This is a genomic window from Citrobacter sp. C1 (genome assembly GCF_014596895.2).
GTDB lineage: Bacteria > Pseudomonadota > Gammaproteobacteria > Enterobacterales > Enterobacteriaceae > Citrobacter > Citrobacter gillenii.
The window spans coordinates 1833053-1856062 of sequence record NZ_CP115035.1; the positions used below are offsets into that span (position 1 = coordinate 1833053).

Consider the following 23010-nt stretch of genomic DNA (forward strand, 5'->3'; position numbering starts at 1 on the left):
CAAAAAGGAGTCGGGATGAACGCACAATCCCAGGCCAAATCACCAGAAACCCTGCGCGCTATGGTCGCCGGGACGCTGGCGAATTTTCAACATTCAACCCTGAAGCATAATCTGACGACGCTAAAAGCGTTGCACCATGTCGCCTGGATGGATGACACGCTGCACGTTGAGCTGGTGATGCCGTTCGTCTGGCACAGCGCGTTTGAAGTATTAAAAGAGCAATGCAGTGCCGATCTACTGCGTATCACCGGCGCGAAAGCCATTGACTGGAAGCTGTCGCACAACATTGCGACGCTGAAACGCGTGAAAAACCAGCCGGGCATCAACGGTGTGAAAAACATCATTGCCGTCAGTTCCGGTAAAGGTGGGGTAGGGAAATCCTCAACCGCCGTTAACCTGGCGCTGGCGCTTGCTGCGGAAGGGGCGAAGGTCGGTATTCTCGATGCCGATATTTATGGCCCGTCTATCCCGACGATGCTCGGTGCAGAAAATCAGCGCCCGACCTCACCGGACGGCACCCATATGGCGCCGATTATGTCTCATGGCCTGGCAACCAACTCCATTGGTTATCTTGTCACCGACGATAACGCCATGGTGTGGCGCGGCCCGATGGCCAGTAAAGCGCTGCTGCAGATGCTGCAAGAAACGTTATGGCCAGATCTCGATTATCTGGTCCTGGATATGCCGCCGGGCACCGGTGACATTCAGCTGACGCTGGCGCAGAACATCCCGGTAACGGGGGCGGTTGTAGTAACCACACCGCAGGACATTGCGCTTATCGATGCCAAAAAAGGCATTGTGATGTTCGAAAAGGTGGAAGTGCCGGTTCTGGGCATCGTTGAGAACATGAGTATGCATATCTGCAGCAACTGTGGTCATCATGAGCCAATCTTTGGCACCGGTGGCGCGCAGAAGCTGGCGGAGCAATATCGTACTCAACTGCTGGGACAAATGCCTCTGCACATTTCACTGCGTGAAGATCTCGATCGCGGTACGCCGACGGTTATTAGCCGTCCTGACAGCGAATTCACGGCGATTTACCGTGACCTGGCAGGACGTATCGCCGCACAGCTGTATTGGCAGGGCGAAGTTATTCCGGGCGAAATTGCCTTCCGCGCGGTGTAATTTATAGTGTTACAGATATTCACCGCATCAATGTATTATTGATGCGGTGAATACTTAGAGTGAAAAAGCTTCGTAATATTGTTTATCCTGCCTGTATAATTCATGTCTTTTTCCGAATAAATCACCTCAATGCATCATTATAATTGATCAAATAAAACCAATTAATCTACAATCTCAATTGGTTTTAGCAAGGAAGTTAACCCATAATTAACCGGACCGACGGCGAATGCGCTGTTTTCCACCCATACAGGAATAATGAATGCAATGAAAATTGGTTTATTGTTGGGACTTATTACTCTGGCTTATGGAATGAGTTCGTCTGCCTTCGCTTCAGATAGCGCCACATTAACCATCAGTGGCAGGGTGACTGAACCGACGTGTAGCGCTGATGTTGTTAACAATAAAGTGCAGCAACGCTGTGGTATCGTAACCTTAACTCCTGACCTCCACGAGGTTGCGTCTCATCCTGTAAGAGGCGTGGTGACCGAGCTTGTGCCCCTGGGAAGGGATGCCACTCGGCAAATAGTGTTAAGCCGTTACGATTAATATACGGAAATTACTATTAAGCACTAATCATGATTATGAATGATTAGTGCTTTTTTATTGCCTTCACGAATAATGTCGAATGATTAATTACGCTAATTTATTAAATGCAAAAATAGTATTCGCTCTTACTTATTTGTTGTAATTATATTGCTGTTTATAACTTGTTTTAAATCAATAAAACAAGGTGTTTACATTGCGGTAACGTTTCTTGTGTGCGAATTTAATTTCAAGAGTTGAACCTCTTAACAAATAGAAATTAATTCATTAAGGAAGATACTATGAAACGTTCAATTATTTCTGCTGCTGTACTGTCTGCTGTATTTATGAGCGCTGGGGCTTTTGCTGCTGGGGAAGAAGGTAGCCTAATTATTAATGGGGAAATTACAGGGTCCTCTTGTTATTTTGATGGCGGCAAAGATTCTGAAACTCTTCAATTGAAAACCGTTGATGCGTCACTTTTTTCGAATAAAGCTGTGGGGGAGGAGGTTGAAGGCAATGCCACAAAAACAACAAATATGAAAATAGTTTGCCCAGGGAGCACAAAATTAAAAAGTATAAACATCACGAATGTAACTTTTGGCGATAACGGCATTATTAGACCAACAGATGGGGCGGATACTAACGTTGGTTTTAAACTTAAAATGGACGATAAACATATTGATAGCACCGGTATTATTGATATTGCATCTTTAAATAAGACGCTGACGAGTAGCGGTGAGATCTATGATTTGCAATTTGATGCTGACTATTCTCGATTGAATTTAGATCCGGTTAAAAATGGTCAACTTAGCGCCACAGTCACTTTTTCTGTTTCGGCTGAATAAATTATTTTGCCGGTAATTATTACCGGCATTATTTTGGATGGCACAGTATGAAACGAATCTTTATCTCAATGCTCGCGATATACTCTTTTTCTGGGCATGCTGGGGTCGTGATATATGGCACTCGTGTTATTTACCCAGCAGAAAAGAAAGAAGTATTGGTACAATTGATGAACCAGGGTGAACGCTCTGCACTGGTACAGTCATGGATTGATGACGGCGACAGCTCATTGCCACCGGAAAAAATTCACGTACCATTTATGCTGACTCCTCCGGTGGCTAAGATAGCAGCGGACTCTGGTCAACAGTTGAAAATTAAAAAAATGCCGAATATGTTGCCAAATAACAAAGAAAGCTTGTTTTATCTTAATGTACTGGATATTCCGCCTAACAATCCTGACAGTACCGGTAAAAATGTACTCAAATTTGCCATGCAAAACCGGATTAAACTCTTCTATCGTCCTAAAGGTATTGCGGCCGTTAATAAAAATACTTTCCATAAACTGTCGTTAACACACAGTGGTAATGGTTATTCTATCAGAAATGATGCTGCTAACTGGGTTACGGTGACAGAAGTTAAAGCTAATAATGTCAAAATCAACAATGAAAGTATTATGCTTGCTCCTCTCTCCAGTGAAAAAGTGGCATTGAAGAATATCAACGCCAGCCAGTATAAATTCACCATTATTGACGATCACGGTAATTATATTAGCGATAACGTCAGCCTAAAATAACAGGAGCTGATTATGTTAAGGATGACTCCGATTGCTTCGGCGGTATTACTGTTGCTGCTCGGTATCGACGCCCACGCCGCAGAAGAAACGTTTGACACTAACTTTATGATGGGGGGTATGAAGGGCGAGAAAGTTTCCGATTTCCGCCTTGATGATAATCAACCGTTATCCGGGCAATATGACATCGATATCTATGTCAATAAACAGTGGCGTGGCAAGTATGACATCATCGTTAAGGATAACCCGGATGACACCTGTTTATCTCGCGACGTATTCACGCGTCTGGGAATAAATATACAAGCGTTGGACAAGCAGAATGAATGCCCAACCTTGAAGCAGGCGGTGCAAGGAGGCAGTTATGCCTGGGATATCGGCACGTTTCGCCTGGATCTCAGCGTCCCGCAGGCCTATGTGGATGAACTGGAGAATGGCTATGTTCCTCCAGAAAACTGGGATCGTGGCATCAATGCCTTTTATACCTCGTACTACGCCAGCCAGTATTACAGCGATTATAAGGATTCTGGTAACAGCAAAAGTACCTATGCGCGTTTTACCAGTGGGTTAAATCTGCTGGGGTGGCAGTTGCATTCTGATGCCAGCTATAACAAAACTGATGACAGCAGCGGGGAATGGAAAAGTAATACCCTGTATCTTGAACGTGGCATACCGCAAATTCTGGGCACTCTGCGTGCCGGGGATATGTATACCTCATCAGATATTTTTGACGCAGTGCGCTTTCGTGGCGTGCGGCTGTATCGCGATATGCAGATGTTGCCAAACTCAAAGCAGAATTTTACGCCGCTGGTTCAGGGGATTGCGCAAAGCAACGCGCTGGTCACCATCGAGCAGAACGGCTTTGTCGTTTACCAGAAAGAGGTTCCACCTGGCCCGTTCTCTATTGCTGATTTGCAGCTTGCAGGCGGTGGTGCGGATCTTGACGTCAGTATCAAAGAGGCTGACGGATCGGTAACAACTTATCTGGTGCCGTATGCGGCGGTGCCCAATATGCTGCAGCCCGGGGTGTCAAAATATGATTTTGCTGCCGGGCGTAGCCATATCGAAGGCGCCAGCAACCAGACCGATTTTGCGCAGATGAGCTACCAATATGGGCTGAATAATCTGTTAACACTGTACGGCGGTACCATGCTGGCGGATAACTACAATGCGTTTACGTTGGGTACCGGCTGGAATACGCGTATTGGTGCGATTTCCGTCGATGCAACCCAGTCCCACAGTAAGCAGGATAGCGGTGACGTGTTTGACGGGCAGAGCTACCAGATTGCTTATAATAAATATTTGACGCAAACCGCCACCCGTTTTGGCCTGGCGGCGTATCGCTACTCTTCCAAAGATTATCGTACATTTAACGATCACGTCTGGGCCAATAACAAGAATAATTATCATCGCGATGAAAATGATGTGTATGACATTGCGGATTATTATCAGAACGATTTTGGCCGAAAAAACAGCTTTTCAGCTAACGTCAGCCAGTCTTTGCCGCAGGGTTGGGGTTCATTTTCTCTCAGTACGCTGTGGCGGGATTACTGGGGGCGCAGCGGCAACAGCAAAGATTATCAACTGAGCTATTCCAATAGCTGGCAGCGGATTAGCTACACTTTTTCAGCCAGTCAGACTTACAACGAGGACCATCACGAAGATAAGCGGTTTAACATCTTTGTTTCTATTCCGTTCGACTGGGGGGATGATATTAACGCCCAGCGCCGACATCTGTATGTGTCTAACTCGACTACCTTTGATGATGACGGTTTTGCCTCTAACAATACCGGGTTTTCCGGAACCGCAGGCAGTCGCGATCAGTTTAATTACGGCGTCAACCTGAGTCATCAACGGCAGGACGGCGAAACGACGGCGGGGGGCAATCTGACCTGGAATGCGCCGATCGCGACGCTGAACGGCAGCTACAGCCAGTCGTCTAAATATACACAAACTGGCGGCAGTATTTCCGGGGGACTGGTGGCCTGGTCTGGGGGCGTGAATTTAGCCAACCGGCTATCAGAAACGTTTACCGTGATGCATGCGCCGGGTTTGGAAGGGGCATATGTGAATGGGCAGAAATACCGTACCACCAACCGCAATGGCGTGGTGGTCTACGACGGCTTAACGCCTTATCGTGAAAACCACCTGACGCTGGATGTGTCTAATGCCAATAGTGAAACCGACCTGCAAGGCAATCGCCGTAGCGCCGCGCCGTACCGGGGAGCGGTTGTGCTGGCAACGTTTGATACCGACCAACGTAAACCCTTGTATATCCGGGCGCAGCGCCCTGATGGTTCACCGCTGACGTTTGGTTACGAAGTAGAGGATATTCATGGACACAATATCGGCGTGGTAGGTCAGGGAAGTCAGCTCTTTATTCGCACCAATGAAGTGCCATCAGAGATAAAAGTGGCGGTCAATAAACAACAGGGACTTTCATGCTCAATCACTTTCGGCAAAACGATTGATGAAAGTAAAGTTTATATTTGTCGGTGAGAGGTGGATATGAAGTATTTATTTTTTTTAATTGCATTAATTAGTTTTGGTGCAAGTAGTCATTGTTATATTTCTAATGGGTCTGAAATATATGTGTCTGGCGATGAATTAAAACTTGATAATATGAAAGGTAATGTTGTCAATATATCCAACTTTAAATTTACTCATAAACCTATATGTAGAAATTTATTTGACATGGGGGCTGATACTGTATTTAATATAAAATTCCCCAATGAAACATATTATGTATACCATGCTGATGCTGGTGATATATATTTGAGAGCTACATTTTCTTCTGACCCTGCACTTATCTTGTATGATAAGAAAGACTCTTTTACAGAGATGGATGTAGGGAAAATAAATAAGACAGAGATTACCTTAACTTTTGATGTTGTTTCAAAAGCTACTGGGGTAAGTGGAAATGCAAAAAATATAAATGAGGGCATCCAGATAAATTTTATTCCTGAGAAGTGTATTTTCTCAGGATGTTGGAGTGGGCGTGATAATACGAATCATTATTATCGAGTGACTTATATCCCACAAATCAAGCAAATGACAAAAACTTGTAGATTTAATGATGGTGTACTTACCGCGCCGGCAATTACGATATCAGATTTAAATAATAATACGTCCAGGTATCTAAAACTTGAACCTACATCAGGTAACGTATCTTTTATTTGCAATAAAGGATTGTCCTCTTATTCTTTTAAGTATCATTTTGAGTCGGAGAATATTCAAGGTAACATCCTAAAAAATGAGCATGAAAATAAATATGGAGGTGCTGGAGATGTTGGGTTTGAAATCTCACTAAATGGAAGTCAAGCAATTAGTTTTAGTGCAGGGAATAGTTCCAGCTATGATCTTTTGAATTTTAAAGATATAACACCAGAAGAACAGCGTGTTGACTTAAATCTATATGGGAGATATGTTGCATATGGACAAAATATTCGACCAGGTAAAGTGCAAAGTAGGGTTAAGGTTGTTACGGAATACGAGTGATATTTAATTGACGCACCCTTTGTATAGGGTGCGTATTTTTTTACCGGTGATAAAAAATCTCGCCGTCGTAGGCTTTGATGATCTTGCCATCGGCATCATTGACCAGCACATACGCACCACCCATGTAGGTCCAGTGGGTGCCTGCCGTCGGTGCGGGCAGGTTGCGCAGGTTCCACTGCTTAATGGTGTATTCTTCGGTGAGGTACAGGGGCGGAACCTTGTCACCGGGTTTGAAATGGGTAAAGTCAGCAATAAAGCCGCTCAGCTCATATTTATCGATGCCTTTAGGGGCTGCGATGGCGGCAGGCGCTGCCCAGACGGTGCTGGTTACGAGCAGCAGTGCACCCAGCAACATTTTATTCTTCATACCCATCCTCTCTACTCATTCGGGTCGTCAACAACGGTCGTGTATCATTCCGGGCTTACAGGATATCTGACAAGCACTATTTTGTGAGAACTCCAGTTATTTCGTAAAAAGTGTAAATGAAGTACGAGCAGGCGGCAACGTTGAACCGCAATTTAGCAATACCGCTGCTGCTCTGCAATTTACATCAGTTTGTTGTGATGCAGTCACAGGACGACATCGCAAGATGTCAGCATCTTTACTATCTTCAATCAATAAAGGCGACCGAAGTCGCCTTATGATTGTTTACCCCTTGGAAAGTTGGGCTTTTACGACTGTATCGGCTTCAACTTTAAGAGAGAGTACATAACCTTGTTTCTTCCATAAACCGTTATTAGGTTTCCATCCTTTAGCAAGGAGATATTCAGCACTGGTAGAAATTGGTTGATTTAGTACGTGATCGGCATCAGCAGTAAATGCGTTAGAGCCTGATTTAGCCTTCGCATTTTGCGCTTTGGTTTTGTGAATATCACAAGTCCCATCACCATCACTAACTTGTGTGCAACCAGAACGCTCTAATTGAGCGCGATAGTGTGCATTAATTGCATGGGCAGGCATAATGGCGAAAGAGCATACAAGAGCAATCAGGGCTAATTTAGTTTTCATGATAAACCTTAGTTATGATGAGAATGTTTTTTCGCATCCAGTTTACGGCTATTTTCCGTGTAAGTCTGATAACGATCGGCGTTGGCGCGATTATCAGCATGATATTGCTCAAAGCACGCGGTACGATCAATGCCGTTAGCTTCACAATCATCAAGATATTGTTTTTCCAGATTACAACCGGAAAGTGAAAAAGCGCCTGCTACGATAGCTATCATCATTAATTTATTATACTTCATTTCCAAGCCTATAATTAATTATTATTACAATAACCCGCCATTTTTAAAATGGCGATGTTATACATCACCTGATAAATACACCTGGAACTACAAGGCATAAAGAGACGATTGCGGAAACAATCACTCCTTTTGTCATGTTATTGCTAACCTTAAGAGGTATAGACAAAAACCTTTTTATCCATATGAAACATCAATGTGTTTGATTGATATAAAGCCTAACCGCGGTTATCGGTATAAATCAATACAGATTAATCTTTAAATCATAATCTTTTTTAGTGAAGTGAAATAACTATCTGATAGGTCAAGGGTTTAGATGACAACAGAGATCACAAAAAAGCATCCGGGGCTATGGCTTTAGGGTGTGTATTTTTTTATTTAATGTTTACATGTAGATAAGTTACCTTTAAAAGAAGGCGCCTGCCTCATTAAATAGCAAAATAACGATTTAACTGTCCGATCAGAAGAATGAGTATCGTTATAAAAGGACGCTTCAAAATGAGCTAACAAATACTTTTTAACCCGTTCTTTAATTATTTGAAAAAACTTATTAGCTGAGTTATTTAAAACACAATCATAAAAAACGCGAATTAAATTTTTTATCCTTCATTTTATTAATAAATTACGTTATCGATTACAAATCTCAAAAGCCGATACAAAATAAAAAAGATCGTATGAGAGAATATCGATTTCCTCTATTGTCGCTTTATAACGTGTCTCTTATTCATCGGGAAAATTGAGCGCATGAATTGTGAAATTGATTGAAATTCCTTGCACCTGTTCTGGATAATGCCAGCGTAGGTCTGATTAATGATGTAAGAAACAATCATTTACATTTCCATGTGATAGGAAGCCTATTCAAACTTCTGCTTTAAAGGAACTTCTCTCGGCATATAGATACCGTCTTTTGGACGTTTGCGCTCTTCAAAGTGTATTGCAAGAGATAAATACATAATTGAATTTCGTGATAGGCCAATGAGTTGCATAAGCCTTAATTCAAATTGGCATATTGGAATTAAAAGAGAGTGAGACGATAGTTTTTCTTTTTCATGAATCTTTGATTTCACATTTTCAAACTGTGAGTTTAATTTATCGATTTTGTCTTGAAGTTGTGCTAATAATTCAGGATTGCATTCTTTTTTCGCTTGTTTAAGTTTTAGCCCAATCTCTCAAATTTCAATTGGCAGTGTGTTAATTTGTTCTTGTAGCTTCCTTAATTCTTCATCATGATAGCTATTGTGTGATGTAGCAAGCTCATCTCTGAAATCATCAACTATTTTTAAAGAACGATGCTCTATTGTATTTCTAATATCAGCAAATGCTACAGCATCGGGATCTAACCATTTCGAAACAGAGGTTGAATTTTGCACATCACGGATATCTTTCAAAATGTAGAATAGAGCGTGAATGAAATGATTGTTGTTGCCTTTCAGCTTCTTATGCGGTTTTCATTCATTTCTTGACCCTTATCATTCAAATCTCTAAATAGACTGTCTATACTGATTCGAGAGTCATCCTTTAATTCGTTAAGATTGAAAAAATCTACTAATCAAATAAGCGATTTTATCAAAGAGTGAATGCGCTATTTTTAAGGCTGATTTACATTGAGAAACTTTTAAGCTGTTGATGGCGTATGTCATGTCCTCAATATGCGGGTAAGTCGAATTGTAGATGTGATTTGTATCATCAGGCATTAACAAAATAGCTCCATAACTGCTCATGATGATCGAATGGAAAACTACCTTTTATCTCTTTATTCTATATTAAATACGTATTGGTGGATTTAATCAATTATTTATAGTTGATCAGGTTGCAGGTGTTTTATCTTGAAAATGCTTTTTGTATTAGGATAGGGGGTTAATGAGATGGTTGTACTTCCAAAGTACTCTTTTTAAGAGGGGCATTACTGCCCCATAAGTATCAAAACTCTCTTGATAACGTGATGTATCCATTAAATCTAATAGAGCATTCATCCTTGTTCATTAGGCTGGATGCAATAAATACATCTTTTTTTTTCGCCTTATTCATATAAGTGTATTTAGCTGTGATAGATTTTACACCATTATAATAATAGCTAGAGAAATAAATCTTATTATATGTATCTTCTGTTTTCTCCTTGTTAGGATCTTTATTGTAATCAATTCGTGCTAAAGATTCCGCATAGGTTTTAGAGATTGGAGAAATATCAATGATATCTACTTTGGCTTTAGTTTTATCAACAGTTGATGTATCAATTTTTAAATCTTTTGATAGCGCATCAAATAAAGATGATTCCATTGATAAGCCAACAGCGGCGCATCCATAATCTTTTGTATATGCAAATATTGGAATTAAAGCAAATGAACAGACTAACAGTTTTTTAAACATAATTAATCTTCCACTACTAAAACTTTATCGCTGCTAGCGTCAATGATTTTACGATATGGCAAGTTAAGGATAATGCAACCATCAGAAGCTTCTCCAGGATGGGCAGCACTATCACCATGAATCATAAAACCATCACGCCCACACATTTGATTTTCAATGTATGGCGTAAGTCTCATCGTCCATGCTCTAGTTCTACGATGGTAGAAAGCGGGGCCGATAGTGTAAGTGCCTCTAGGAAGTGGGCCGTTATCTTTTACACACTCATTAGCAGAATCATTTTTATATCCAGGTCTGCCAGAATATTTAGCATCAAATTGATAGGTTCCATTCATATAAAAGCTGTGAGCGCTTACTTTATAAACCCAAGTCATTACGCTGCCTCCTTATTTCCGTTCCATGAATCAGAATGAATTATATTTCCATCAAGATAATGCCAGGTGATTTTTTCATATGCCAAATAGAATGCTTCAAGATGCTTGTGTTTTTCAAATGTAGGGTTTTTTATGTCAAACATGAAAGGTTCAATTTCATTAATTCTGACATTATCCATTGTTACACGGAAATATTCTTCTTCTTGTCCGTTATAGTTTATGCGGTAGAACTTCAATACAGCTTGTTTAAATTTTCTGCCGGATGATACACCTTGATAGAGGTAAGGAGATGAACAATCGACTTCTTTGATTAGTGCGTAATCTCCATGCTGGCGCTTACTGGTGATCTTTCCGGTTTTGTCGTCAGTTGGTAACTCTACATTATGCATAAGCTCTAAAATCTCTATAGAATCTTCTCTACCCTGCACATCAACACTGCCTTTAACTTGATTTCCTGTATCATCGGTAAGCCATAGATACACAGGTATTGCCATATCAAAATCCCTCTTAATTATGCTGGTATTGAGCGTTAATTGTACTACTTATGGATGTATACGGAGAATATTTTTCCGAGAAACCTATTGAAATAAAAGTGATTTAAGTAAAACTACATTGGGTGTTAGGGTAATCCCCCCGAAAAACCGGTGAGATAAGCACTGTGATAAATGCTGTGTTAAATCGAAAATTCTTGCTCCTGGGGCTAAGCCCCGGTTACACTAAATATCTACACATTTTCAATGTGTAACTGATTGTTTTATAAATGAAATGACTCGGGGTGCCCTTCCTTGTGAAGGCTGAGAAATACCCGTACCACCTGATCTGGATAATGCCAGCGTAGTCCTGGCAATTATCTAAGATATAAATCAAAGACTTGCACGGTTTTTTCTCTTCATTTTGTTATGTTGTCAATCACAGAGACAAACAAAATGGCACACACATCTATCAATCACACCATCATCCGTAACGGGATCTACTACATCAGCTTTCGCCTGTCGGGTCATAAATATTTCCGTCGGTCGTTAGAGACAGATAGCCACAGCCACGCGCAACTCTTGATGTCATTTGCATCTCCAGCCATTCCATTAGTCAAACGTGGAACCATTCACCCGGATCAGTTTGGTCAACGTCTTTCTGATTTCAGCAACCGCTTAAAGCAACAGAATGAACACTGGCTGGTTCAACAATTTCTCAGTGATGAACGGCGCAATCTTCAGCCGATAGTTGTTCAGGAATACCGCGAGGTTGTTGCGCCTTCAGAAGATGAGGAAGAACAAACAGAAGTACAGTCAAAGGATGTGTTAACACTGGCTGGCGCTTGGAATATGTACAAAAAGGAAAAAGCCCAAAACTGGACGAAGGCTATCTCACAAGCCAATGAGCGCTTTATGGAAGTGCTGTTAATTGTCTGGACTGACCCCACCCCGGTAGACGATCCTGCCCTATAGTTGGACTGCCCCCACGACCGTAGACAAATTCTGTCCTCACGACGAGGCCTGTTCGAAGGCCTCCGGACTGACGCCGCCGAGGTGACTGTGGCGCCGGGCCCGGTTGTAGAACACTTCAATGTAATCGAAGATATCCGCCCGGGCTAGATCCCGGGTTTTGTATATTCTCTTCCTGATGCGCTCTTTTTTCAGTGAACTGAAGAACGATTCGGCCACCGCATTATCCCAGCAGTTGCCACGCCGGCTCATGCTCGGGACCAGGTTATTAGCCCGGCAGAAGCGCTGCCAGTCGTCACTGCCGTACTGGCTTCCCTGGTCTGAGTGCACAATGACCTCACCGTCGGGTTTACGTCGCCAGACCGCCATCATCAGTGCATCCAGCGCCAGTTCGCGTGAGAGAGTGGGCTTCATCGACCAGCCCACCACGTTACGGGCGAAGAGATCGATAACCACCGCCAGATACAGCCAGCCCTGCCAGGTACGGATATAAGTAATGTCGGTGACCCAGACCTGATTGGCCCGGACAACAGTAAACTGCCGCTGCACGCGATTAGGGGCAACCACTGAAGGTCTGCCAGCGATACGACGCGGCGCTTTATAGCCGCGCACGGCTTTAATCCGGTTCAGTTGCATAATACGGCCCACCCGGTTTTTACCGCAGGTTTCCCCGATTTCGTTCAGGTCGCTATGAACCCGCCGGTAACCGTATACGCCTCCGCTCAGTGAATAGGAGTCACGGATAAGCGTCAGCAGACGCTGATTATCTTTATCACGTGCCGAGACCGGGTTATGCAGCCACGCGTAGAACCCGGCCCGGGCGACATCCAGTACCCGACACATTGTCATCACACCCCATACAGTGCGGTGCTCATTGATAAAGCGGTACTTCAGTCGGGCTCCCTTGCAAAGTACCGCGCGGCCTTTTTCAGGATATCCCGTTCTTCTTCGGTACGTTTTAGCTGCGCCCGTAGTTTCAGGATCTCGCTTTTGGCTTCCAGTAAATCCCGGGCATGCTGCTCGCTGTTATCCGGTTTGATAGCCCGTAGCCACTTGTAGAGGCTGTGGGCAGAAACGCCCAGACGGTCAGATACTTCGGCAACGGAATAACCGCGTTCCGTTATCTGTCGGACGGCTTCTTCCTTAAATTCAGGTGTAAATCGTGGTGTGCCCATATGCTCCCCCTATGCTCAAACTATAGGGCAGGATCGTCTACCGGGGTGGGGTCAGTCCAACTATAGGGCAGGATCGTCTACCGGGGTGGGGTCAGTCCATACAGCCGGAGCCTCCCTGCGTTAATGTTTCTTAAACCGGTATGCCGAAGTAGTGACAAATGGCATTTGTCAGTAAAGCTGGTGCAGCACTTCCTGCGATCCTCAGCGTACCTGCATACGCTTTACCGATTGTATTGCCTAGCCATTCGCCGACCCTACCGCCGAAATTATCTGCGTTAGAGGGGACTGGTGATTCTTGAATCGCTTGATGTAGCGTTTTGATATCCTCTTCAGATACACCCCATTCTTTAAGCTGCTTTTCTAGTGATTTAAAATCGCCAGCGGTGATGCTGTTGTTCTGGGTAATATCGCCGTTACCAGAGCCAATAACACCAGCATTGTTAACGTTACCGTGGATGTTTGTGATGTTATGAACAGTCATTGGGGCAACCTCTATTTCTTTTGAGGAAAAAAATAGTCCTTCGCCTAAAACCCCTTGGGCTTCAAGTTCAAGCGTCCAATTCAGTATTCTAAATCGAACAGCTGTAAGAATGCTCACCATACAGCCATTGGAAACCATCCAAGCTAATTTCATCCTGGAATTGCTACTAGCATCGTAAAGAACCTCTGCCATCGCTGGTGGGACTGTTAAGTGAAGCGTCTCGGTTGATAAGGAATGTTTTTCTATACTGGAAACGGATTCAGTGAAACATGCCGTTCCAAAATGTTCCTGTAGTTCAGGATCATCTGTCCCAAGATCAACGTCTATCCACCCTCTGTATGGATTGTAAGCTCTGAGTGGTAAGAGAACCCTTCTGTAACTAGGAGTATCACCCTGGGTAGGGTAACCGTTGATCTCCATATCAACCCATGCTGTAACCTCTTCTAGATTCAATTTACTGGATATCACTTTTGCTTTTAGAAGCAATCTCAAAATATTACTTTGAGGATCTTCTGCGAGCGCTTGTAACTCACAATACAGGTGAGTTTGGCATACCTTTTCCCTTCTCATATTTATTCATATTCTATAGCGCATTCAAACTTGCGTCTAAGCAATGGATAGCTACTTGTGTCACACAAACTGTCACTCATCCTGTCACACATGGCCCAAAAGGGCCGCGTTCGTCGTTTACAAGACTTGCCGCTGGCATTAATATCCTGAACAGGGATTAATGAGGAGCATTAATCGCAATCTTTTGATTTTGATTTGAATGACTCGGGGTGCCCTTCCTTGCGAAGGCTGAGAAATACCCGTACCACCTGATCTGGATAATGCCAGCGTAGGGAAGTCTGACACTGCTCGTGTCCCTTCTTTCACGCGGGCAGGAGCTGAACCATGCAGCCTGACCTGCACAGCCGCGCACTCGCGGCCCACGCCTTACAGCAATTTAGAACCCTTTCTCCGCTCACGCATTGTATGACCAATGAGGTCGTGCAGAATTTTACCGCCAATACGCTTCTGGCATTGGGCGCGTCACCTGCGATGGTGATTGAACCCGAAGAAGCCAGCCAGTTTGCGGCTGTTGCCCATGCCGTGCTGATTAATGTCGGTACGCTGACCGAGAGCCGTGCCATTGCTATGCGTGCGGCGGTCGAGCAGGCGCAGCGGGCGAATACGCCCTGGACGCTCGATCCCGTTGCCGTTGGGGCACTGGAGTTTCGCCGTCGTTTTTGCCTGGATTTGCTCTCGCTCCAGCCTGCTGCCATTCGCGGTAACGCCTCTGAAATACTCGCGCTAGCGGGAATGCGCGGAGGTGGGCGCGGTGTAGATACCACCGACACAGCAGCCGCTGCGCTGCCGGCGGCACAGGCGCTGGCATGCAGGGTCGCCTCCATCGTCGTGGTAACCGGGGAGGTGGATTACGTTACCGATGGCCAGCGTACCGTGAGTATTCGCGGTGGCGATCCATTGATGACGCGTGTCGTTGGCACCGGATGTGCGCTGTCGGCGGTGGTGGCTGCCAGCTGTGCGCTGCAGGGGGATCGGCTGAGTAACGTCGCGTCTGCCTGTAGCTGGATGAAACAGGCCGGTGAATTCGCCACTGAACACTCGACAGGGCCAGGAAGCTTTATTCCTGCATTCCTTGATGCTTTATATAACCTGAACGCGCAGGAGCTGGCATGAAACGGATTAACGCATTAACAATTGCCGGAACCGATCCCAGCGGTGGTGCAGGTATCCAGGCGGATTTAAAAACATTCTCTGCGCTCGGGGCCTATGGCTGCTCGGTCATCACGGCTCTGGTGGCGCAAAATACGCGCGGTGTGCAGTCGGTTTATCGGATCGAACCTGATTTTGTTGCCGCGCAGCTGGACTCCGTGTTCAGCGATGTACGCATAGATACCACCAAAATCGGTATGCTGGCAGAAACGGATATTGTGGAAGCGGTCGCTGAGCGTTTACGCCGCTTTCAGGTACGAAATGTGGTGCTTGATACAGTGATGTTGGCGAAAAGCGGCGATCCGCTGCTGTCCTCCTCTGCGGTAGAAACGCTGCGTACTCGCCTGCTGCCGCAGGTGTCGATCATTACCCCGAATCTGCCGGAGGCCGCCGCATTGCTCGAAACAAACCATGCCCAAACGGAGCAGGAAATGCTGGCGCAGGGGCGTGCTCTGCGGGCATTGGGCTGCGAGGCGGTGCTGATGAAGGGCGGTCATCTGGATGACGCGCAAAGCCCTGACTGGCTGTTTACTCGCGAGGGCGAGCAGCGCTTTACCGCGCCAAGAGTGAAGACCAAAAACACCCATGGCACCGGTTGTACGCTGTCGGCAGCGCTGGCGGCGCTACGCCCGCGTCATGCAAACTGGGCCGATACGGTGCAGGAGGCCAAAATATGGCTCTCGGCGGCACTGGCCCAGGCAGATTCCCTGGAAGTGGGCGAGGGGATAGGTCCGGTACACCATTTCCATGCGTGGTGGTAACAGGGATAAATGCGTATACTGGCTGAAGATTCAGCGGTCAGGAAAAAGATAAATGGAACAAGCGCATACCCAGCTTATCGCGCAACTGAATGAACGCATTTCGGCGGCGGATAACACGCCGCTGTATCTTAAATTCGCCCAAACGGTGAAGAACGCTGTCCGCAGCGGCATCCTCGAGCATGGCAATATTCTGCCCGGTGAGCGCGATCTCAGCCAGCTGACCGGCGTTTCGCGCATTACGGTGCGTAAAGCGATGCAGGCGCTGGAGGAAGAAGGGGTAGTGACCCGCGCCCGTGGTTACGGAACGCAGATCAACAATATCTTTGAATATTCGCTAAAAGAAGCGCGCGGCTTTTCTCAGCAGGTGGTGTTACGCGGAAAAAAACCAGATACGCTGTGGGTCAATAAACGCGTGGTGCCGTGTCCGGAAGATGTGGCGCAGCAGCTGGCGATTACCGCCGGCAGTGACGTTTTTCTGCTTAAGCGTATTCGCTATGTGGATGAAGACGCCGTATCCATTGAAGAGTCTTGGGTCCCTGCGCATCTTATTCATGATGTGGATGCCATCGGCGTCTCGCTGTACGACTATTTTCGCAGCCAGCATATTTTCCCGCAGCGCACGCGATCCCGCGTCAGCGCCCGCATGCCGGATGCGGAGTTCCAGTCGCACATTCAGATGGACAGCAAAGTTCCGGTGTTGGTGATCAAGCAGGTCGCGCTTGACCAGCAGCACCGGCCCATTGAATACAGCATCAGTTACTGCCGCAGTGACCTATACGTCTTTGTGTGCGAGGAGTAACGCGTCGCGCGAGGGGGCGCAATCGCCGCCGCGATGCCCGACCACCCACGATCCCACCGCGTTGCCAAGCAACACGGCATCGGCCAGCGACCAGCCAGATGCCAGCCCGGCCAGCATGCCACCTGCGTGACTGTCGCCAGCGCCAATGGTGTCAACCACGGTCGTTGGAAATGCAGGCACGCAGCCGGATGTCGTTTCACTGAAATACCATGCGCCGTCTTTATCGTGGCGAACTACCACCGGCGTGGCAAAGCGCTTCACCCACTCAGCGCCAAAACCCTCGACATCCACGCTTAACCTGAACCGTTCTGCGGCAATGTCTGCTTCCTGCCGATTCAGTGACACCAGCGGGTGACAGGCCAGTATTCGCGCCATTAAGGTATCGGAGATGTCGCCGATGCGTGGCCCAAAATCGATAAATGGCGTCACCTCATCCAGACTCTCCAGCCACTGCACCAGCAGCTCGCCGCACGGCGAAGCCAGCTGATAGCCGGAAAGATACACCAGACTGTGGCGCGGGATCGTCAACTGCGCAAGCCAGTCGGCGTTCCACTGATTTTCGACGCCGCTGAAGGACATAAAGGTGCGTTCACCGTCCGGCTCAACTAGCGCCAGACACCAGCCATTATCACCTTCGGCATGATCAATCAGACTGTGTAAACCCTCTTTTGCCATCCGGTTGCGGATGATATCTGCCCACACGCCTTGACCTAGCGGCAAGGCATTGCTGGCGTCGATACCTAAACGCTTAAGCGCGACGGCGATGTTCAGCGCACAGCCGCCAACATTAACGCCTTGTTGTTTAAGCTCGATGTCACAACCGCGCCAGGGCAGGGCATACGCATCGGCAATTACATCGATCACCGCTGCACCGACTACCGTCACCGGGCGCTGGGTGTGCAACTGCGGGATAAGTGCCTGCAAACGCGTGGTGCTCATCGCGCCTCCCGTTGCTCACGCAGGCGCATTAATCCGCTGGCGTAGCGGGTAAAGTCCAACTGATTGACCGCATCCAGTTCCTGTTTCAACATAGGGTCAATCGCGCCGACGCCGTGCAGTGCGCCACAAATTGCCGTCGCCATGGCACCGATGGTGTCGGTGTCACCGCCAAGATTCGCACACAAAATAGCGCAGCGCTTAGGGTCGGTGTGTGCCAGTTCCACCATGGCGATAGCGCAGGGCACGGATTCAATGGTGCTGGTGCCAGCTCCCACCACCTGATACAGCTGCTCACTGGCAGACTCGATACCGTTAGCATCGCGGACGATTTTCAGTGCCAGTTCGAGGCGCGCCGCGAGCGATGCGCTAAAGGTGGTGATCCGTTTTTGCTGGGCGTGGTGGGCAATGGCGGGAAGCGCATCGACAATATCGCACCATTGTTCGCCGTCGATCGCGCGCGACACTGCCCACGCGATAACCACGGCCCCGGCCACCGCCAGATCCGATTTATGCGTCGGGCTGGACGCCAGCGCCACATCATCAATGAAGGCATCAAGATCGTGTGCGGGTAGCAGGCAGCCTAACGGTGAAACGCGCATGGCCGCACCGTTGGTGACACCGTTGTTTTCCAGCTCAGTAACGGGTTTTCCGTCGCGGATGGCCTTAAGGGCAATCTTCGAGGTGGGGCCCAGCACGTTTTTATTGAAGGCATCGAAATCTTCCGCCCAGGCCAGGATATTTCGGCCAATGACGTCGGGGACAATTTTCCCGTCGCATTCCAGCAGAGCATCTGCCAGGCACAGCGCCATGGCTGTGTCATCAGTGAACTCCGCTTGGTTAAAATAGCAGGCGGCGTTATTTTCCGCGGGGCCGGGCAAAAAGCGGTCGATCCAGCCAAAGTGTGCTTTCACGCGGGTTCTGGGCCATAGCTCTGACGGCATGCCCATCGCATCCCCTAACGCTTGCCCATAAAGAGCACCGAGAATACGCTCTGCTTTCATTTTACTTCCCCTTTTTTCAATGCCAGATCGCGGTCGTTCACGTTAATTGCGGTGATTTCTTTGTCAGACTCGCGAAAGAAAATCATAAACAGTACGGCAATGACGGCAATCATGACTGCGCCAAATCCCCACATGCCCGCCCAGTTAAAGGTGAGACCGTTAACCGGTTCTTTATACGCAAACATTTTTTCCATCATCACCCCGCCCAGGCGATAGCCCAGCAGACTACCGAATCCCTGACAGCAGAGGGTGATCAACCCCTGTGCGGCGGTACGCATATGCACAGGCGCTTTTTTATCCACGTAGATATAGGCCGTAACATAGTAGAAATCGTAACTGACGCCGTGCAGCAGAATGCCGAGAAACAGCAGTGCGTAGGTGAAATATTCTTCCGCGCCGCCGTAGACGAAAAAGCCATAGCGGATCGCTGCAGTAATAAGACCAAGCAATAATACCTTTTTAATGCCAAAGCGCTTAGTAAAGAACGGCAGCGCCAGCATAAAGAAGATTTCCGAGAACTGACCCAGCGTCATCCAGCCGGTGGCATTTTTCATTCCGACTTCGGTCAGGTAACCATTGGCGAAGATGTAGTAAAACGCCAGCGGCATCGCAAACAGGAACGAACAGAAGAAAAAGACAAGGAAGTTCTTATCACGCAGCAGGATCAGTGCATCCAGCCCCAGCATAACTTTGATATCCATCTTGCCGGTACTTTTTGGCGGCGTATCCGGCAAGAAGAAGGCGAAGACACCCAGCAGCGCGGAGCTCCCGGCGGTGATCAGCAACGGGATATTGGTGGGGGAGATATCGCTGTAGCCCAGCATTTGCGGTAAGAACCCGCAGGCTAAACCGGAGGCAATCCAGCCAATGGTGCCCATCACGCGGATGCGTGGGAAGTCACGCTCGACGTCCGGGACGTTGGCAAAGGCAATACTGTTGGTCAGCGCAATGGTGGGCATATAGGTCAGTGAATACGCCAACAATAGCGGGAAGAAGCCGCCGAAGGTGGTCTGCTGCGCGGCGAAGTACATCAGAATGGCGCCGACGAACATTAACACCGCCAGGACTTTTTGCGCGGAGAAAAAGCGGTCGGTGAGCGAACCGACAAAAATCGGTGACAGGATTGCGGCAATGGCGGTACAGGCGTAGGACCAGCCAATTTCTCCGGCGCTGAATCCGCTTTTACTCAGCCACAGCCAAAGCGGTACAAACCAGGCGCCCCAGATAAACCACTCCACGAACATCATGAACGACAGCTTTGCTGTAGTTTTCATCTTTACATCCTTCATGACAGGTAAGGTACGTTTTCATAGTACCAGTAGATAATACCTTTAAAATACCTTTGTGTTTTAATTTTGACCGCCTTAACGTTTTTTAATGCCTGAATCGAGCCAGCGGAAATGACTGAAAAGTGCGCTAAAGATGGAAAAAAAGCGCAGTCGGTACCAGGCTTATGGCTGCCCGCAACAAGGCGGGTCAGGACAATTCACATTCCGGTATCCAACCGGAACTTACGGGAGCATAGCTATGACTGATATTGCGCAGTTGCTTGGCAAAGATGCCGACAACCTTTTACAGCATCGTTGTATGACCATTCCTTCTGACCAACTTTACCTGCCAGGGCATGATTACGTCGACCGCGTGATGGTAGACAATAATCGTCCGCCTGCCGTGCTGCGTAATATGCAGACGCTGTACAACACGGGCCGACTCGCTGGCACGGGATACTTGTCGATTCTGCCGGTCGACCAGGGTGTGGAGCATTCCGCCGGAGCCTCGTTTGCCGCCAACCCGTTGTACTTTGATCCGAAGAATATTGTGGAGCTAGCTATCGAAGTGGGCTGTAACTGCGTGGCGTCGACCTACGGCGTGCTGGCTTCCGTATCTCGTCGCTATGCACACCGTATTCCGTTCCTCGTAAAAATTAACCACAACGAAACGCTCAGCTACCCGAATACCTTTGACCAGACGCTGTATGCCAGTGTGGAGCAGGCATTCAATATGGGCGCGGTGGCGGTCGGGGCTACGATCTATTTTGGCTCCGAGGAATCGCGTCGTCAGATTGAAGAGATTTCTGCAGCGTTTGAACGTGCGCATGAACTGGGGATGGTGACGGTGCTGTGGGCCTATCTGCGCAACTCCGCATTTAAGAAAGACGGGGTGGATTATCACGTTTCCGCCGACCTGACCGGGCAGGCAAACCACCTGGCGGCCACCATCGGGGCGGATATTGTTAAGCAGAAAATGGCGGAAAATAACGGCGGGTATAAGGCCGTTAACTTTGGCTATACCGACGATCGCGTTTACAGCAAGCTGACCAGCGACAACCCGATTGACCTGGTGCGTTATCAACTGGCGAACTGCTATATGGGCCGCGCCGGGCTGATTAACTCCGGCGGTGCGGCAGGGGGCGAAACCGATCTCAGCGATGCGGTGCGCACGGCGGTAATTAACAAGCGTGCCGGTGGTATGGGTCTGATCCTCGGACGTAAAGCGTTCAAGAAAACCATGGCAGATGGTGTTAAGTTGATTAACGCCGTGCAGGACGTTTATCTGGATAACAAAGTAACCATTGCGTAAATTATCGCGGGTTGTGGTCATGTCACGGCAACCCGCGTTTCTTGAAAAATTAAATTCAAAATATCATTTCAGTATAATCGCAATATTAGTCCGATCTACCTCACGTTTCTCCTGCCTTTTGTGAAAAGCATCACCTCTCCCTGTGCACTTGCACAGAAAATAGTCATGCCTTAGCGCGGAATGTCCGAGGCAAAGTTGCTTTTTTGCACATACATTTAGATGTGAAACAGCATTTCAAAGTTGCGCTAAGGACCCAATAATGAAAATTGAAGCTATCAATGTCTCCGTCTTCCAGTATCCCACCCGCCGGGTTTCTGATACCGCCGGACATTCCCATCCGGGGCCGGAAAGCCTCGCCAAAATGGCCATGCTGACCATTACCGCCGATGACGGCACCCAGGGGTATTCGTTTGCACCGCCGGAAGTGGTGCGCCCGTTTGTGGTGAATACCTTTTTTCGCAAAGTGATGGTCGGTCAGGACCCGTTTAATCGGGAGCGCATCTGGCAGGATCTGGTGCACTGGCAGCGGGGAAGCGCGCATCAACTGACCGAACGCGCGCTGTCTTTTGTTGAGCAGGCGCTGTGGGATTTGATAGGCCGCAAGCTCAACATGCCGGTCTACAAGCTGCTGGGTGGTTTTCGCGATAAGGTCCCGGCCTACGGCAGCACCATGTGTGGTGACGATCTGCCCGGCGGACTGTCGACGCCGGAAGAATATGCCTGCTTTGCCGAAAAACTGGTCGCTCGTGGATATAAGGCGATCAAACTGCATACCTGGATGCCGCCGGTCTCCTTCGCGCCAAATCCGAAGATGGATGTGAAAGCCTGTGCCGCCGTGCGCGAGGCGGTCGGGCCGGATATTGATCTGATGATCGACGGCTATCACTGGTACAGCCGTACAGAAGCGCTGTACATCGGCAAGGAACTGGAAAAACTCAACTTTGCCTGGTTTGAAGAGCCGATGGAAGAAGAGAGCATGGCGTCTTACGCCTGGCTTGCCGAAAATCTCTCCATTCCGATCATTGGTCCGGAAAGCCTCGGTGGAAAACACCACAGCCGCGCGGACTGGGTGAAGGCGGGCGCATGCGACATTTTACGTGCTGGTGCCAACGGTGTGGGGGGGATCTCGCCCACCCTGAAAGTGGCCAACCTGGCCGAGTCGTTTGGCATGGACTGCGAAGTACACGGCAACGGTGCGGCGAGCCTCGCGGTGATTGGCGCGATTCGAAACTGTCGCTGGTACGAGCGCGGCCTGCTGCATCCGTTCCTCGACTACGACGAACCGGCCGCCTACCTGAACAGCATTGTTGACCCGATGGACGCCGACGGTTTTGTGCATCTGCCACAGCGCCCCGGTCTGGGGGAAGACATCAATTTTGCCTATATCGAAGCCAACACCGTCAGCCACGACTGAC

General features: G+C 47.8%; 23 protein-coding genes, 1 pseudogene and 2 riboswitches. Of the genes and pseudogenes, 12 read left to right on the forward strand and 12 right to left on the reverse strand.

The features are described from left to right. The first annotated feature begins 15 nt into the window (after positions 1-15). The 6 genes from apbC to IB214_RS08830 all read left to right on the forward strand — a co-directional run bounded on the left by apbC (position 16) and on the right by IB214_RS08830 (position 6718). Positions 16-1125, forward strand: a complete 1110-nt coding sequence (apbC, locus tag IB214_RS08805) for an iron-sulfur cluster carrier protein ApbC (protein ID WP_096756512.1) — start codon at positions 16-18, stop codon at positions 1123-1125. A 264-nt stretch (positions 1126-1389) separates the two neighbouring features. Beyond that, on the forward strand, positions 1390-1671 hold the full coding sequence (locus IB214_RS08810; protein WP_115259920.1) for a DUF2574 family protein: 282 nt from the start codon (positions 1390-1392) through the stop codon (positions 1669-1671). Positions 1672-1949: 278 nt separating this feature from the next. Then, on the forward strand, positions 1950-2495 hold the full coding sequence (locus tag IB214_RS08815) for a fimbrial protein (RefSeq protein WP_117343474.1): 546 nt from the start codon (positions 1950-1952) through the stop codon (positions 2493-2495). 47 nt (positions 2496-2542) lie between these two features. Beyond that, positions 2543-3226: a fimbria/pilus periplasmic chaperone gene (locus IB214_RS08820; protein WP_117343475.1), complete on the forward strand. Its 684-nt coding sequence runs from the start codon at positions 2543-2545 to the stop codon at positions 3224-3226. A 12-nt stretch (positions 3227-3238) separates the two neighbouring features. Then, positions 3239-5719 carry a fimbrial biogenesis outer membrane usher protein gene (locus tag IB214_RS08825; RefSeq protein WP_117343476.1) on the forward strand — a complete coding sequence of 827 codons (2481 nt, stop codon included), beginning with the start codon at positions 3239-3241 and terminating at the stop codon, positions 5717-5719. A 9-nt stretch (positions 5720-5728) separates the two neighbouring features. Then, positions 5729-6718: a hypothetical protein gene (locus IB214_RS08830; protein ID WP_117343477.1), complete on the forward strand. Its 990-nt coding sequence runs from the start codon at positions 5729-5731 to the stop codon at positions 6716-6718. Between the two features lie 40 nt (positions 6719-6758). Here IB214_RS08830 and IB214_RS08835 read toward each other — a convergent pair whose 3' ends face one another. The 7 genes and pseudogenes from IB214_RS08835 to tssD form a co-directional block, all read right to left on the reverse strand. Beyond that, positions 6759-7091 (reverse strand): RcnB family protein, encoded by a 333-nt coding sequence (locus IB214_RS08835; protein WP_096756518.1) that lies wholly within the window; start codon positions 7089-7091, stop codon positions 6759-6761. Positions 7092-7367: 276 nt separating this feature from the next. Beyond that, positions 7368-7727, reverse strand: coding sequence for a hypothetical protein (locus tag IB214_RS08840; protein WP_117343478.1), 360 nt, complete (start codon positions 7725-7727; stop codon positions 7368-7370). 8 nt (positions 7728-7735) lie between these two features. Beyond that, entirely contained in the window at positions 7736-7963 is a 228-nt protein-coding gene (locus IB214_RS08845; RefSeq protein ID WP_117343479.1) for a hypothetical protein, read from the reverse strand. A 1166-nt stretch (positions 7964-9129) separates the two neighbouring features. Next, a pseudogene (locus IB214_RS08850) lies at positions 9130-9681 on the reverse strand (LA2681 family HEPN domain-containing protein). Between the two features lie 199 nt (positions 9682-9880). Then, positions 9881-10327, reverse strand: a complete 447-nt coding sequence (locus IB214_RS08855; protein ID WP_117343480.1) for a Shiga toxin A subunit — start codon at positions 10325-10327, stop codon at positions 9881-9883. Between the two features lie 2 nt (positions 10328-10329). Then, the gene (locus IB214_RS08860; protein WP_117343481.1) at positions 10330-10698 is read right to left on the reverse strand and encodes a tlde1 domain-containing protein; all 369 of its coding nucleotides are present in this window, start codon (positions 10696-10698) and stop codon (positions 10330-10332) included. Beyond that, entirely contained in the window at positions 10698-11192 is a 495-nt protein-coding gene (gene tssD, locus IB214_RS08865) for a type VI secretion system tube protein TssD (protein ID WP_117343482.1), read from the reverse strand. The genes IB214_RS08860 and tssD overlap by 1 nt, the downstream gene beginning before the upstream one ends. 267 nt (positions 11193-11459) lie before the next feature. Continuing rightward, a riboswitch (TPP riboswitch) is annotated at positions 11460-11556 on the forward strand. A 68-nt stretch (positions 11557-11624) separates the two neighbouring features. Here tssD and IB214_RS08870 point away from each other — a divergent pair. Then, positions 11625-12143, forward strand: a complete 519-nt coding sequence (locus tag IB214_RS08870) for a hypothetical protein (RefSeq protein WP_223240249.1) — start codon at positions 11625-11627, stop codon at positions 12141-12143. Between the two features lie 36 nt (positions 12144-12179). Here the strand turns inward: IB214_RS08870 and IB214_RS08875 are convergent. Both IB214_RS08875 and IB214_RS08880 read right to left on the reverse strand, forming a co-directional pair. Continuing rightward, positions 12180-13315 (reverse strand): IS3 family transposase gene (locus tag IB214_RS08875; protein ID WP_208642073.1). Its coding sequence is split into 2 segments (ribosomal slippage): positions 12180-13069 and positions 13069-13315, totalling 1137 coding nucleotides; the frame shifts between segments, so codons are not numbered across the junction. Positions 13316-13445: 130 nt separating this feature from the next. Then, positions 13446-14366 (reverse strand): abortive phage resistance protein, encoded by a 921-nt coding sequence (locus tag IB214_RS08880; protein WP_117343236.1) that lies wholly within the window; start codon positions 14364-14366, stop codon positions 13446-13448. 195 nt (positions 14367-14561) lie between these two features. Continuing rightward, a riboswitch (TPP riboswitch) is annotated at positions 14562-14658 on the forward strand. A gap of 32 nt (positions 14659-14690) precedes the next feature. On the opposite strand from IB214_RS08880, the gene thiM reads away from it, so the two are divergent. The 3 genes from thiM to IB214_RS08895 are packed head-to-tail and all read left to right on the forward strand — an operon-like array spanning position 14691 to position 17075. Beyond that, a complete protein-coding gene (gene thiM, locus IB214_RS08885; protein WP_096756523.1) occupies positions 14691-15479 on the forward strand; it encodes a hydroxyethylthiazole kinase in 789 nt (262 codons plus the stop codon). Next, the gene (gene thiD / locus IB214_RS08890) at positions 15476-16276 is read left to right on the forward strand and encodes a bifunctional hydroxymethylpyrimidine kinase/phosphomethylpyrimidine kinase (protein WP_117343237.1); all 801 of its coding nucleotides are present in this window, start codon (positions 15476-15478) and stop codon (positions 16274-16276) included. The genes thiM and thiD overlap by 4 nt, the downstream gene beginning before the upstream one ends. Positions 16277-16328: 52 nt before the next feature. Continuing rightward, a complete protein-coding gene (locus IB214_RS08895) occupies positions 16329-17075 on the forward strand; it encodes a GntR family transcriptional regulator (protein WP_117343238.1) in 747 nt (248 codons plus the stop codon). On the opposite strand, the gene IB214_RS08900 is transcribed toward IB214_RS08895, so the two are convergent. Genes IB214_RS08900 through IB214_RS08910 form a run of 3 tightly spaced genes read right to left on the reverse strand, consistent with a single transcriptional unit; the run spans position 17049 to position 20289 of the window. After that, positions 17049-18014, reverse strand: a complete 966-nt coding sequence (locus IB214_RS08900; protein WP_117343239.1) for a PfkB family carbohydrate kinase — start codon at positions 18012-18014, stop codon at positions 17049-17051. The two genes, IB214_RS08895 and IB214_RS08900, sit on opposite strands and share 27 nt — an antisense overlap. Further along, complete coding sequence (locus IB214_RS08905) at positions 18011-19015, reverse strand: ADP-ribosylglycohydrolase family protein (protein WP_117343240.1); 1005 nt, start codon at positions 19013-19015, stop codon at positions 18011-18013. The genes IB214_RS08900 and IB214_RS08905 overlap by 4 nt, the downstream gene beginning before the upstream one ends. Beyond that, positions 19012-20289 (reverse strand): nucleoside permease, encoded by a 1278-nt coding sequence (locus IB214_RS08910; RefSeq protein WP_117343241.1) that lies wholly within the window; start codon positions 20287-20289, stop codon positions 19012-19014. Before IB214_RS08910 ends, IB214_RS08905 begins: the two co-directional genes overlap by 4 nt. Before the next feature lie 253 nt (positions 20290-20542). Between IB214_RS08910 and fbaB the strand changes: the two genes are divergently transcribed. Then, a complete protein-coding gene (gene fbaB, locus IB214_RS08915; RefSeq protein WP_117343242.1) occupies positions 20543-21595 on the forward strand; it encodes a class I fructose-bisphosphate aldolase in 1053 nt (350 codons plus the stop codon). Positions 21596-21854: 259 nt separating this feature from the next. Further along, positions 21855-23009: a mandelate racemase family protein gene (locus IB214_RS08920; RefSeq protein ID WP_115258060.1), complete on the forward strand. Its 1155-nt coding sequence runs from the start codon at positions 21855-21857 to the stop codon at positions 23007-23009. Position 23010: the final 1 nt, after the last annotated feature.

Excerpts from the sequence above, each read along its gene's own strand:
- thiD (WP_117343237.1), top strand. The coding sequence starts at position 15,476 with ATGAAACGGATTAACGCATTAACAATTGCCGGAACCGATCCCAGCGGT.
- IB214_RS08900 (WP_117343239.1), bottom strand. The coding sequence starts at position 18,014 with ATGAGCACCACGCGTTTGCAGGCACTTATCCCGCAGTTGCACACCCAG.
- IB214_RS08920 (WP_115258060.1), top strand. The coding sequence starts at position 21,855 with ATGAAAATTGAAGCTATCAATGTCTCCGTCTTCCAGTATCCCACCCGC.
- IB214_RS08870 (WP_223240249.1), top strand. The coding sequence starts at position 11,625 with ATGGCACACACATCTATCAATCACACCATCATCCGTAACGGGATCTAC.
- IB214_RS08810 (WP_115259920.1), top strand. The coding sequence starts at position 1,390 with ATGAAAATTGGTTTATTGTTGGGACTTATTACTCTGGCTTATGGAATG.
- IB214_RS08880 (WP_117343236.1), bottom strand. The coding sequence starts at position 14,366 with ATGAGAAGGGAAAAGGTATGCCAAACTCACCTGTATTGTGAGTTACAA.
- IB214_RS08820 (WP_117343475.1), top strand. The coding sequence starts at position 2,543 with ATGAAACGAATCTTTATCTCAATGCTCGCGATATACTCTTTTTCTGGG.
- apbC (WP_096756512.1), top strand. The coding sequence starts at position 16 with ATGAACGCACAATCCCAGGCCAAATCACCAGAAACCCTGCGCGCTATG.
- IB214_RS08905 (WP_117343240.1), bottom strand. The coding sequence starts at position 19,015 with ATGAAAGCAGAGCGTATTCTCGGTGCTCTTTATGGGCAAGCGTTAGGG.
- IB214_RS08835 (WP_096756518.1), bottom strand. The coding sequence starts at position 7,091 with ATGGGTATGAAGAATAAAATGTTGCTGGGTGCACTGCTGCTCGTAACC.
- IB214_RS08830 (WP_117343477.1), top strand. The coding sequence starts at position 5,729 with ATGAAGTATTTATTTTTTTTAATTGCATTAATTAGTTTTGGTGCAAGT.
- IB214_RS08845 (WP_117343479.1), bottom strand. The coding sequence starts at position 7,963 with ATGAAGTATAATAAATTAATGATGATAGCTATCGTAGCAGGCGCTTTT.
- tssD (WP_117343482.1), bottom strand. The coding sequence starts at position 11,192 with ATGGCAATACCTGTGTATCTATGGCTTACCGATGATACAGGAAATCAA.
- IB214_RS08895 (WP_117343238.1), top strand. The coding sequence starts at position 16,329 with ATGGAACAAGCGCATACCCAGCTTATCGCGCAACTGAATGAACGCATT.
- IB214_RS08840 (WP_117343478.1), bottom strand. The coding sequence starts at position 7,727 with ATGAAAACTAAATTAGCCCTGATTGCTCTTGTATGCTCTTTCGCCATT.
- IB214_RS08860 (WP_117343481.1), bottom strand. The coding sequence starts at position 10,698 with ATGACTTGGGTTTATAAAGTAAGCGCTCACAGCTTTTATATGAATGGA.
- fbaB (WP_117343242.1), top strand. The coding sequence starts at position 20,543 with ATGACTGATATTGCGCAGTTGCTTGGCAAAGATGCCGACAACCTTTTA.
- thiM (WP_096756523.1), top strand. The coding sequence starts at position 14,691 with ATGCAGCCTGACCTGCACAGCCGCGCACTCGCGGCCCACGCCTTACAG.
- IB214_RS08825 (WP_117343476.1), top strand. The coding sequence starts at position 3,239 with ATGTTAAGGATGACTCCGATTGCTTCGGCGGTATTACTGTTGCTGCTC.
- IB214_RS08855 (WP_117343480.1), bottom strand. The coding sequence starts at position 10,327 with ATGTTTAAAAAACTGTTAGTCTGTTCATTTGCTTTAATTCCAATATTT.
- IB214_RS08910 (WP_117343241.1), bottom strand. The coding sequence starts at position 20,289 with ATGAAAACTACAGCAAAGCTGTCGTTCATGATGTTCGTGGAGTGGTTT.
- IB214_RS08815 (WP_117343474.1), top strand. The coding sequence starts at position 1,950 with ATGAAACGTTCAATTATTTCTGCTGCTGTACTGTCTGCTGTATTTATG.